Here is an 11,696-nt window from a genome sequence, read left to right on the forward strand (position 1 = left end):
ATACCCACTTTTCACAAAAAGTGGCGAAAACAAACGGGGTCTGAGACCTTTTTTAATTCACGAAAAAGAGCAAGCTCTGTGAACTGTTTGTAGAAAAAAAAAGAAAAAATAAAGTAGTTTATATCGTATGGCAAAACAAGTTTGTGACTTAGCTGCAGGAAAAGGAATATCAGTTTCTCAAAGTGATGAACATCTTAGAAAAGCAAGAACAGCCGTAAAAAACAAAAGCTGGTCGGGCAATTATGACCCTACCAGAGAACATTTGAATTTTGAAGTTGTAAAAGGAGGAATTGTAAAGAATATTGACAAGTCAAAATCTATCCCAACACGTATAAGAGAGATCCTAAAAGCACGAGGAATTTTGGATCCAAACATAGGCTTAGATAAACCTAGATATAGAACAGTTGCTAATTTTATTCTAGGTGGATCTCGTGGACAAATGCATCGTTTAGCTTTCGGTAATCAAACAGTTATTCTTGATCCAGGAAGTGATAATTCTGGCATAACTAGAATGAAAGACATTGAAGACTGGGCTGTCGATATGTATAATTTCATGTCGAAGAAATATGGTGAAAAAAATATTGCAGCTTTTATTGTACATTTGGATGAAACTAACCCTCACATTCATTGTACAATTTTACCTATCACTGAAAAGAATAAATTTTCATGGAAAAAAGTGATTGCTGGTGCTGATAAATTTGAGTATAGAGACCGTATGCTTAAATTACATGATGAATTAGCAGAAGTAAATAAAAAATATCAGTTAGAACGAGGTGATGATATTTCAAGAACAAAAGCAAAACACAGAACTCTGGAAGAGTATCATCAATGGGAACAAAAAGAATTAAGAAATAAAGTAGCAAAACAGAGAATAACAATTAAGGAACAAGAAGACTATATTATTAACATTTCAAGTGACATTAAAAGAGCTGAAACAAAGCTGAAAGGTTTGACAACTATGATTTCAAATCTAGAAACAATCCATGCAGAAAAACAATTGGAAATAGATAAGCTACAAGAAAAGTTAGCAGCAGGTGGCGGTGACTATAACGGACTCATCGAGAAGATAGTAAATCTAAAAAAAGAATTAAAAAACATAGAAGAAAAATTAGATGATAAACAAGATAAACTAAAAAAAGCTAAGACAGAAATAGGTAGTCTTATACTCCAAAAAGATGACAATGAAAAAATAAATCTTGATCTCCAAGAGAAGCAAGAGTCACTGGTGCGAGAAATAGAAAGAACAACACTTAATCTCCAAGATAGGGAAATGAGCAATATGGAGTCCTTAGCTTTGGATCATTTTAGACAGTCTAGAAATAGCCAGATAAAAAAAGCAGAAGAATATGAAGCTGGACTAAATGAAAATGAAAGAAAGATTATTGACAACTACAATACCGCTGTTTTTGGAGGTTCGCCAGTTGATGATATGGCTGCAAAAACAAATGAAGTCGTTGCTGTTGCAACAGCATTATATTTTGGATATATTGATCAAGCAATAAAATTTGCTACAGATCATGGAGGCGGCGGAGGAGGAAACCTCCCTTCTGATTGGGGAAAGAAAGATGACGAAGATGATTGGGCTTGGAGAAGAAGAAGTTTTGGAATGGCACTACACTTAATGAAACCAAGTAAAAAACGCAATTTAAAGCGATAAAAGAAATTGGATGCGATGTATAAGTAATAAATAAATCAACTAATATTATCACATTATTTACAATAAGGAATGGAATAACTTTGTGAATAAAATAAACAAGGAATATGTAAAGATTTATGACTATAAATGTAAGAGTATTACTCTGATGTCGAATATAGAAAAGTATTACTGAATTGTTAATTTAGAAAGTACAGAGTCTATTCTTATGATGTAATAATTATATTCAATAATTTAGCAAAAAAATAACAACTTGTATGAAACAAAAAATCTTAGCTATATCCTTGATGTCTTTTTTTTCAATTCCATTGATGGCCCAAGCATATATAAGCGATGACGAAAGAGACTATATAAAGCAGTCCAAAAGTAATTCCGAGATCTTGATACCTGAAACAGGTGTTGAGAATAGAAATCGTGGTTTTGATTTACTTAGCCGGAGAATAAAGTGGAACAAAATTAAGGAACTAAGAACAGAGGAAGATACTGATAGTACCAAATACGTAGATTCTTTCTTTTTTTATTTCAAGAAGAATCAAGATGATTTTGTAGATGGAAGACAAGTAACTCAAATAAAGAGTATTCTTGATATCCTTTCAAATAACCCTACTTTAATAGCAAAGGTAATGGGTGCTGCTGATAGTGTAACAGGTAATGAAGCTGATAATCGTTTACTTGCTATCCGTAGAGCAAAAAGAATCCTTCAGTATATTAAAGATGCTGGAATTTTAAAGACAAGACTACGTGCTTTTAGTTTAGGGGGAATAGATAATTTTCCAAAGGAGGAGGATAATAGAATGGTGTGCGTTATTCTATATCGGATTTAACAAAAAGGAAACATATTTTACTATAATAGAAAATAAATATAATAAGAAAGCATCATGATACAATTCAGAAGTGGAGCACAAGGGTATGGTTATGATCTTCAAGATGAGCTAAAGAAGATACTTTATGATAATGGTATGAACGCCAATATAAGACAAGATGCTTCTGGTAATAATTATCTAGTAGTACGTACGGCTGACATGGTAGCAGAAAAAAGCTATAAATTGACCCATGAGCAACTTAATCAATTAACAGCATTAGGTGGTGGGCCTCTGATAGAGAAAGCTTACAACCAATTAGTGGATATTGTTAGAAAAGACTTTAGTGTACCACCGACATTTACAAACGCACAATCCGCAGGGGTACGTGATGTTGTAACAGGAATTCATGGTTACAGAAATCCATTACGAGAAAGAGAGTGGATGATGGGCGAGAATCCATATAGACCGTTATTTGCTACGCCTCCATATATGAGGAGTGTTGAACCTTCATTTGTGCGAGAGCGAAAAGATGGTAGAATGATGCCAGGAGAGTTACAATCAGGGGCTTACGGCTTCAGATACAAGGGAGATAATATTGTTATGACTACTCCTCTGAAACAAACTCAAAACCAATCTGTTCTCCCAGCTCCACGCCCAGAGGGTATGGCAAAACCTCTTTCAAAAACAGTTAATACAAACTCTCCCATGTATTTTGACAAGAATTCCTTTTTGGAAGTACTTAAAACGCATGGAATTATCTTAGACCAAGCGAAGAAAACACTCACCATACAGTCTTCAGAAACAAGAAGAGATGTGACTTACGATTTACATGATGATGAAATAAAAAAAATTACGGCATCAAGATTGGTGTCTAATGGAAAGGAAAAGGGTTACTCTATAGATAACAGACTTAATGTTATCAATAATATTATCAAGAAAGATTTTGATGGTAAGGTAACAAAAGAACAGCTTGAATCTAGAAACTTGATAAATATAAAACTTAAACCCGAAGTTAAAGCTGTAGTAGAAAAAGACTTCATAGAACAAGATCGAAGAAATGAGACTATTCGTGAACAGAAGACGTGGGAAAATACTATTAGAGTAGCAAGGGAGAAAGAAATCCAACGACTTGAAAAAGAGTCAAAAAGGATCAATGAGGATAATAATGCCGTAAATGGTCGTGATATAGGGAGATTAATTACAGGTATGGGCTTTTTTACTGCAGCTGCTCATGGAAGAGAGGTCGTAATCGGTGAGATAAGAGCTGACAAAAAACAAGATGGCTCTTATGTTATGAAAGCGATGATCAATGGAGAATGGTCTAAGGAACATTCGTTGACAGCAAATCAATATGCTCTATTTTTAGCACATGATGACAAAACAAGACTCAAAGACTTTGAGAGAGTTTTCTCTAAAGAAATAGCTATTAGAAAAGCTGATCCTAGAGAACTATATCAAGATGTTATTGTTGTTGATGGTAAAAACATCATGACTACAGAAGAGGTCAAGATAGCACACTCTAAAGAACAAAGTGTAGATGGTCGTGATCTAGGAAACATTAATAGTCATAAGGGATTTTATGTTGACGTTAATAATGGAAGGGAAATAGATGTACAAAAAATAAATGTTGAAAGAATAAGAGAAGGTAGTTATAAGATGACAGCTGTCATAGGAGGGCGCACAGAGAAACTTGAAGCAACAATATCCGAAAAAGATTTTAACAAGTTCCTAGCACAGGATGATTATCACAGAATGAAAATGTTTGCAAAACTCTTCCCAGAAGCAGATATAAAAACTCGTCCAAAATACAAAACAAATATTGGAGAAAAATTATTAGCAGCGTTAACTGTTGCCCGAGATGTTGTTATGAATTCTCCTATGGGAGGAAGGCAAATACCTGAGGTGTATGAAAACAGAAGTATGCACGAGGCTGTAACGTTTTCAAAAGCAGGTTCGCTGTCGCCAGAAATGGCTGCTGCTAATTATGAGAATCTTGCGAGAGAAGAACCAAGTCAAGAACAAGCTAAAGGTATTGGAATGGGAGTATAATTATATGAACAATTTTTTTTCTTATGATAATGAATCCAGTTTTACAACTTTAGTGATAACACCAAGTTGGAAACAATTTTTCGTAAATGAAATACCTCTAATTTTAATCTGTGGCATTTCACTGTTCGTTGCTGGCATAGACAATATGCCTTATGCGACATTTATATTTTGGACAGGAGTTATTCTTTTACTATATCTTGCTTATACATTGCTTTATCTTCTGAGAATTAAATATATAATCACGGATCAACAGATTATATATATACATGGCGTTATAGGACAAGCAAAAGACTATATGGAACTCTACAGAATAGTAGATTATAGAGAACATAGCAGTTTGCAACAACAGATAGCAAAGATTAAAACTATAACAATTATTTCTGGTGATCACAGTTTACCTGAATTTAAAATGTATGGAATTTCAAAAGATAGTCATATAACTGAAGAAATACGAAAGAGAGTTGAATATAATAAACAGAGGAAAAAAATATATGAATTCACTAATAGGTAGAATCAGTTGTCTACTCCTAATGCTTTCACTATCGCTAGGAATAAAAGCACAAGTTTCTTTGGAAGAAAATAACCCAACGCAGTATGTTGCATTAGAGCTGGGTTATGATTCTATTGGTAAAAATATCAAGTCACAAATAAGGAAACAAGTAGCAATAGCAGCCTTACAAGGTGCCATATACAGAGAACAAAGAAGGGTCAGAAAATGGAAAGGTTCATACCAAGATTATCTAAGTAATGAACGGAATGTAGGAAAAGCCATGGCAGCAGGGAAGAACCTCTATATACAAGCTTTGCGCATTTTAGATAACTTACTGTTATTGAAGAAGGCTATACAAAACAACCCACAAGGAATTGCTGCAAATTTTCCAATGAATGATTTATACATGGAAGTCACAGCGGAATTCATTTCAACATTTAGAATACTCCAAACAACAGTCTCAAAGGGAGGAAAAGAGTACAAACTAAATGGAACTGAAAGAGTACTGCTTATGTGGACACTGTCTGACAAGCTGACAAAATTAAATGATAAAGTACAGACTTTAGCTGAATGTATCAACCACTATACATTGATACATGTATGGGATAAAGTTGTTGCAGGGAAAGTAGGATGGACACATGGCCAGATCGCTGAGAGACAAAGGAAAGAATGGATTAAAAGGCAGAAAGATAATATGAAATTATATCGAAAAAAATGATGAAAATAAAAACATTATTACTCTTTATATGTTTTTCAGTATGTTTCCCATGGGAAGTACAGGCAGGAGTAGATCCAGCAAGGGCAGCACTTTTCTTAGAACTTAAACAAAGACAAGAAAGATGGTATAAGGCACAAGCTGCTGCTATCGCTGCAAATGTAGAGGGACATACTTTTGTCGCAAAACAGGTTAAAGGAATTACAAAATTAAATAAGGAATATGACGATTTTCTAACTGATGTAGATAGTGTTCTTAATTATGTTGGTACTTCATACGGATTGTATATACAAGTTAAGGAGTCTATAAGGGCTATTAGAGATTTGAAAACTGCCTTACGAAAACATCCAACTGGACTATTAGCAACATCACTCTCTGCAAGAAAAAATGGACTTATTTTAGATGTCAGCGATACAACAGGAAAGCTTATCAACGATATAAGGGATGTTTTCTTGAGAAAAGAAAATAGAATCTCAAAAAAGTCGAGAATAACTTTACTCGAAGGAATAAGAGAAAATATAACCACCTTAAACAAAAAAATGTGGATGCTGTCAAGGGCTATAACATATACTTCTTTAGTAGATGACTGGAATGAGTTTGTAGGACTTGCTACATCATATAAAAAGAAAAGTAAAGAGATAATTTGTAAAGAGGCTATGCACAGATGGTCAAGAGCTGCTCATATGACTATAAGATAAAAAATTATGGAAGAAAGTAAGGAGATACAAAGTCTATATAAGATTTTTAGAATGAGCGTCTATATTTCTATAGGTATTGAGTTTTTCATGTATGCCTTAGACCCTGTCGCTCTTGATTATATGAATGGAATAATAGTGACATTTCACGAAAAATTAAAATCAATTCCAATATATAACAATATTTTTCTAAGTAAAATTACTACAATAGTTCTCTTGTGTATCGCAAGTATGGGAACCAAAGCCAAAAAAAACTTAGAATTTAATGCCAAGAAGATGGTAGTAATACCGCTTTCTTGTGGACTTGTGATGGTAATAGCCTCTATTATAATCTTTTATATTGAGGGAGAAACAAGATGGTATCATATAAGGTCAACGTCATGGATATATATGGCTCCATCACTGTATGGTGTAATGATGATGAACGTTGCACTTGACAACATATCTAAGTACTTTAAAGACGGACTCATCAAAGACAAATTCAACTTTGAGAATGAGAGCTTCAAACAAATGGAGAACAAAGATGAGAATCAATACAGTGTTAATATACCAATGCGATACTACTATAGAGGTAAATTTAGGCATGGATTTGTTAATATTGTAAATCCTTTCCGAGGCACATTCGTTGTCGGAACACCTGGATCTGGTAAGACGTTCTCTGTAATTGAACCATTTATAAGACAACATTCTGAAAAAGGGTTTGCCATGGTGGTATATGACTACAAATTTCCAACATTAGCAACTAAACTATATTACCAATATAGGAAAAACCAACATTTAGACAAAGTACCAAAAGGATGTCAATTTAATATAATAAACTTTGTCAATGTAGAATATTCACGAAGAGTAAATCCTATTCAGCAAAAATACATACCAAATCTTGCTGCAGCATCTGAAACTGCTGAAACATTACTTGAGTCATTGCAGAAAGGAAAGAAAGATTCCGGGGGAGCTGACCAGTTCTTCCAAACTTCAGCAACAAACTTCTTAGCTGCATGTATATACTTCTTTGTAAATTATGATAAAAAACCATACGATGAAGATGGCAATGAATTAGTTGCAGAATATAAAACTGACAAAGACACACTTCATAGAAAACTAACTGGACGTGTTTTTAAAGATAATACAATGCAAGAGAAAGTACAGCCTGCTTATTGGCTAGGTAGATATTCTGATATGCCACATGTACTTTCATTCTTGAACCATTCTTATGAAGAAATATTTGAAGTCTTGGAGACAGATCCTGAAGTATATCCATTATTAGCATCCTTTGTTACAGCCTTCCAGAATAAAGCTATGGACCAGCTCGAAGGTATGATTGGTACACTACGTGTACAGATTTCAAGACTTGCCACAAAAGAGGCATATTGGGTTTTCTCAGGTGATGACTTTGACTTAAAGGTTTCAGATCCTAAGCACCCAAGTTACCTTCTTATAGCGAATGACCCAGACATGGAAAGTATTATTGGAGCATTGAATGCTATGATACTTAACCGACTAGTTACACGTGTTAATAGCGGTATGGGAAAAAATGTTCCTGTAAGTATAATCGCTGACGAGTTGCCAACACTATACTTTCATAAGATAGACCGCCTTATCGGAACTGCACGTAGCAATAAAGTAGCTGTAACATTAGGCTTCCAAGAATTGCCACAACTTGAAGCAGACTATGGCAAGACAGGTATGCAAAAAATTATAACAACAAACGGTAATATCATTGCAGGTTCTGCACGTGCAAAAGAAACATTAGATTGGTTGTCTAATGACATTTTTGGAAAAGTGGTTCAAATGAAGAAAGGAGTTACCATTGATAGAGATAAAACATCAATTAATTATAATGAAAATGTAGATAGCCTAGTTCCAGCAGCAAAAATATCTGACCTCCCTACTGGATGGATCTGTGGACTAACGGCAAGAGATTTTACAGAAACCAAAACAGGTAGAGATGGATCGATGAATATACAAGAATCAAAAGAATTTGAAACAGCAAAATTCTTCTGTAAAACAAACTTTGATATGGAAAAAATAAAAGAAGAAGAAGCTGATTACAAAAACTACCCTATTCCAAAGTATTATGAGTTTGAATCAACAGATGCAAGGGAAAGGGTGCTATATGCCAATTTTGAGCGTATAAATCAAGAGGTAAAAGAAATGGTTGGAAAAATACAGAAGGAATTTGTAAAGAAATAAGGGGCACCCCCCCTTATTTCCCTTGTAATTGTCTTATTAATATTTTTTGGTCCGAAATAGTATGCTTAAGTTCATTTTGTCTAGCTATAAGCTGTGTAATTTGCTCCTCTTTCTCAGAAAGCAAAGCAGACTGATTACCATTCGAATTATTTTTTTCTTGTAAATCGACAATCTCCTTATTCAAATCTGCAATCTTTTCTCTCTGAGCATCTCTAATTTTTTTTATCTCAGAAAGCTCTTTCTGAGCTTTAGTAAAGTCTTTTTTTACAGAAGAAAGCTCTTCATAGAGAGGTGTTTGCTGCCTCTCATTCGAAGAAGAATTTAACAAAGAGAACTCTTTAATTTCTTGAGTAGCCTTATCAAGTTTATTGATTAACTCAGAGTTTTCATCTACAACTTGGGACCAGTTTGTATAGTAGTCATTACACTTCTTTTCAGTTGACTCAAGTTTATTTTGGAGTTGGGTTATTTGCTCTTGCAATGAGGAAATGAGAACCTCACGATCATTAAGGTTCTTAACAAGCTCGTGATTGTTGTTTTCCCATTTCTCAATTTTCTTTCTATTTTCGTTTTTTTCGTTTGAAAGTGCTTCATTGATTAAATTATCAAGTTTTGTATGCCAAGCAGCTTCATTTTCGGCAAGTGTTTTCTTTAATTCTAATTCCGATTTATTTTGTAGTTTGGTTAATTTCTCTTTTGCTTTCTTCGAACTATTCTCTGCTGTATGTAAAAGTTCAACTGTTTGAGACAGTTGTACATCTAGAGATTTACACTTCATACGATAATCATCTAGTTCTTTGCTAACTTCATCGTAGCTTTGTTGTTTTGCCTTATTGTAAGCTGACTGACGAGCTTTTTCTATTTCAATGGGCATAGCTAGTTTAAGCTCTTTAAGTTCGTTCTGAATATTCAAATAATCTTTACTCATTTTATCGTATAACTGAGCAAATGATTGAACCTTTTCCTTTAATGAAACTTCTGTGGGAAGGTCATACCTTAAACTATATTTCTTTACGTTTTTAAAGTCACAAATAAAGTGAACATGGGGATCATAATGAATCTTCCCATTCGAAAAATACCCCTGTTCCTTATGTACAAAGATAGCAAGCGTTTTTATACCTAATGTCTCTTCCAAACGAGAAGATACAAAGTCGAGTTGTTCACGAGTTACTTCATTCGAAATACTCATGACACATTCTACAATATCAAATTCTCTTTCGTGTGTACAATACCAATCGTTAGATGCTTCCAAAGCTATGTCAATATCTCCAAGAGCTGCTGAAAGCATCTGTGGGAAATCTGCAACTTGCAAACAAATAGCTGATATTGCAGAGGAAGATTGAATAATAGGGGTATTACTATCAAGCATCTTACCCACAGAAAGAGGCACTGGTAAAGAAGAGTCACTTGATGTAGATTGAGAGGAAGAAAACTTCTTCTTAATTCCTTTAAAGATAAATGTCATAATAAAATATTAAATTCGTTTCTCGGCTAATTGATCATATAAATATAATTTGTTCTGCAAGATTATCTGTTCACATTTAGTGACATAATTTCCAGCTGTAGCATAACCAGCAGCTTTAATCTCAACTAGCCAATTATGATAATCCGTAGGACCAAAGTTCCAACAACGACGATAACGATTGGACATAAGAATTTTTGAATGATATTCCATGCTTTCCAAAGGGGAAGAGAAATTACAAAATTTCTCTGAACGATAATCATCGTCATGTGTACTATAGGGTAAGTTTTGGCTTAACCAAGAGGTAGTAGCTTTAATTCCAAAGAAATTATTACCTAAACGGGCAAGGTCAGAAGTTCCCCATGTACTTTCTAATGCCATTTGTGCGAGAGTGACCGAAGCTGGGATGCCATATTTAACTTGATGATCCATAGCTGCAGGAGCATATAAGTTGAAGAACTCCTTACGACTCAATTTCAAAGATCCTAAAGCATGGAGTGCCTGTAAAGCCTCAGAACGTACATTCTCGACGTATCTAATCAAATCTAATGGATTTACCTTTAAACCATTACGCTTACAAGTAATATGAAGGTGAGGACCTGTTGATCTTCCTGTGTTACCACTAATAGCAACGGCATCACCTGCAAAAACCATGTCGCCCTTATTAACTAAAACACGTGAAAGGTGACAATATGAAATCGTATATTTACCATATTCTAAGATGACGTATAGCCCAGATCTACTATCCTGCCCTACTCCAATTACATATCCATCAAGCATAGAAAGGACTTCCTCATAATGAGCTTTCAAATCTATGCCTGAGTGATGACTTTGACTTCTTGAAAAGGGGTCTGTTCTGGTGCCGAAAGAAGAAGTAATAATAATCTTATCTAGTGGCAAACTAACACTAAGATATTTCTCTATCCAATAGTCTTTCTCTAATCTATCTTTTACTGCTCTGTGTGCAGATGATGGAAGAAAGACAGATAAACATAAAGATAATAATATTATTAATCTTGAAATCATATTATAATTTGATAGTGACTTATGCAAAGATAAAGCTGCTATTTTTAATAAAAGAAATGAATTAATGCTATTTACTGAATTAACAATTCAGTAAAAAGAGACGTTTTACTTGTTTATAACGATCATTTAAACTATCTTTGTAATCGAAAAAAATAATAGATCATGAACTTAAAATCTTTTATTATTGGAATGTTGTCTGGAATAGCCTTGACAATAGTCGGAGTAATTCTTTTAGCCTATATTGGTGGTCAACAAGAAACTAAAAATGATGCTATACAGTTTCTTGAACACCCCGTTAGTTACGAAGACAAAAAAGTAACATCTTTTCAGGTATTTCAAGTTATTGATAAAAACACTGCTCTAGCAAACGAAATCTCTGATAAAGAATACAAATGGTTCAATGGAAATACAGTTGTACTTGTTGGTGATGATTTTTATAGTAATCAAGTAATAACTGTAAAAAGACCACAACGGGTAGGAACATATAGTTATACTAACAACGCTGGTATGCCTATGACTGTACCTGTCATAAAAGGGGAAATCTAGGAAGAGTAGTTTCTACTTTGAATGGTTATATATAAAATTGACTCATTCATGATAGAATGATTATTG

The 11,696-nt window shown here is 34.0% G+C and carries 10 protein-coding genes; 8 read left to right on the forward strand and 2 right to left on the reverse strand.

Features of this window, described 5'->3' with window-relative positions; translation table 11 throughout:
- Positions 1 to 127: 127 nt before the first annotated feature.
- From mobV to AXF23_RS15405, 7 genes are all read left to right on the forward strand, one after another.
- Entirely contained in the window at positions 128 to 1,657 is a 1,530-nt protein-coding gene (gene mobV, locus AXF23_RS15375; RefSeq protein ID WP_107626113.1) for a MobV family relaxase, read from the forward strand.
- A gap of 254 nt (positions 1,658 to 1,911) precedes the next feature.
- Complete coding sequence (locus AXF23_RS15380; protein WP_107626114.1) at positions 1,912 to 2,478, forward strand: OmpA family protein; 567 nt, start codon at positions 1,912 to 1,914, stop codon at positions 2,476 to 2,478.
- A gap of 54 nt (positions 2,479 to 2,532) precedes the next feature.
- Positions 2,533 to 4,506: a hypothetical protein gene (locus AXF23_RS15385; RefSeq protein ID WP_107626115.1), complete on the forward strand. Its 1,974-nt coding sequence runs from the start codon at positions 2,533 to 2,535 to the stop codon at positions 4,504 to 4,506.
- Positions 4,507 to 4,510: 4 nt separating this feature from the next.
- Positions 4,511 to 5,017 (forward strand): PH domain-containing protein, encoded by a 507-nt coding sequence (locus tag AXF23_RS15390; RefSeq protein WP_107626116.1) that lies wholly within the window; start codon positions 4,511 to 4,513, stop codon positions 5,015 to 5,017.
- A complete protein-coding gene (locus AXF23_RS15395; RefSeq protein ID WP_107626117.1) occupies positions 4,998 to 5,714 on the forward strand; it encodes a hypothetical protein in 717 nt (238 codons plus the stop codon). Before AXF23_RS15390 ends, AXF23_RS15395 begins: the two co-directional genes overlap by 20 nt.
- Positions 5,711 to 6,409: a hypothetical protein gene (locus AXF23_RS15400; protein WP_107626118.1), complete on the forward strand. Its 699-nt coding sequence runs from the start codon at positions 5,711 to 5,713 to the stop codon at positions 6,407 to 6,409. The genes AXF23_RS15395 and AXF23_RS15400 overlap by 4 nt, the downstream gene beginning before the upstream one ends.
- A 6-nt stretch (positions 6,410 to 6,415) precedes the next feature.
- Positions 6,416 to 8,596, forward strand: coding sequence for a type IV secretory system conjugative DNA transfer family protein (locus tag AXF23_RS15405; protein WP_107626119.1), 2,181 nt, complete (start codon positions 6,416 to 6,418; stop codon positions 8,594 to 8,596).
- 13 nt (positions 8,597 to 8,609) lie between these two features.
- On the opposite strand, the gene AXF23_RS15410 is transcribed toward AXF23_RS15405, so the two are convergent.
- Both AXF23_RS15410 and AXF23_RS15415 read right to left on the reverse strand, forming a co-directional pair.
- Positions 8,610 to 10,061, reverse strand: a complete 1,452-nt coding sequence (locus AXF23_RS15410) for a coiled-coil domain-containing protein (RefSeq protein ID WP_107626120.1) — start codon at positions 10,059 to 10,061, stop codon at positions 8,610 to 8,612.
- 9 nt (positions 10,062 to 10,070) lie between these two features.
- A complete protein-coding gene (locus tag AXF23_RS15415; protein ID WP_107626121.1) occupies positions 10,071 to 11,084 on the reverse strand; it encodes a glucosaminidase domain-containing protein in 1,014 nt (337 codons plus the stop codon).
- 162 nt (positions 11,085 to 11,246) lie between these two features.
- Here AXF23_RS15415 and AXF23_RS15420 point away from each other — a divergent pair, with 162 nt between their 5' ends.
- Complete coding sequence (locus AXF23_RS15420) at positions 11,247 to 11,630, forward strand: VPDSG-CTERM exosortase interaction domain protein (protein ID WP_107626122.1); 384 nt, start codon at positions 11,247 to 11,249, stop codon at positions 11,628 to 11,630.
- The last annotated feature ends 66 nt before the right edge of the window (positions 11,631 to 11,696 follow it).

It is taken from the genome of Prevotella sp. oral taxon 313, from assembly GCF_003043935.1.
Taxonomy (GTDB): domain Bacteria; phylum Bacteroidota; class Bacteroidia; order Bacteroidales; family Bacteroidaceae; genus Prevotella; species Prevotella jejuni.

Coding starts and splice junctions, on each gene's coding strand:
- AXF23_RS15385 (WP_107626115.1), top strand. CDS start 2,533: ATGATACAATTCAGAAGTGGAGCACAAGGGTATGGTTATGATCTTCAA.
- AXF23_RS15380 (WP_107626114.1), top strand. CDS start 1,912: ATGAAACAAAAAATCTTAGCTATATCCTTGATGTCTTTTTTTTCAATT.
- AXF23_RS15390 (WP_107626116.1), top strand. CDS start 4,511: ATGAACAATTTTTTTTCTTATGATAATGAATCCAGTTTTACAACTTTA.
- AXF23_RS15400 (WP_107626118.1), top strand. CDS start 5,711: ATGATGAAAATAAAAACATTATTACTCTTTATATGTTTTTCAGTATGT.
- AXF23_RS15410 (WP_107626120.1), bottom strand. CDS start 10,061: ATGACATTTATCTTTAAAGGAATTAAGAAGAAGTTTTCTTCCTCTCAA.
- AXF23_RS15415 (WP_107626121.1), bottom strand. CDS start 11,084: ATGATTTCAAGATTAATAATATTATTATCTTTATGTTTATCTGTCTTT.
- AXF23_RS15405 (WP_107626119.1), top strand. CDS start 6,416: ATGGAAGAAAGTAAGGAGATACAAAGTCTATATAAGATTTTTAGAATG.
- AXF23_RS15420 (WP_107626122.1), top strand. CDS start 11,247: ATGAACTTAAAATCTTTTATTATTGGAATGTTGTCTGGAATAGCCTTG.
- mobV (WP_107626113.1), top strand. CDS start 128: ATGGCAAAACAAGTTTGTGACTTAGCTGCAGGAAAAGGAATATCAGTT.
- AXF23_RS15395 (WP_107626117.1), top strand. CDS start 4,998: ATGAATTCACTAATAGGTAGAATCAGTTGTCTACTCCTAATGCTTTCA.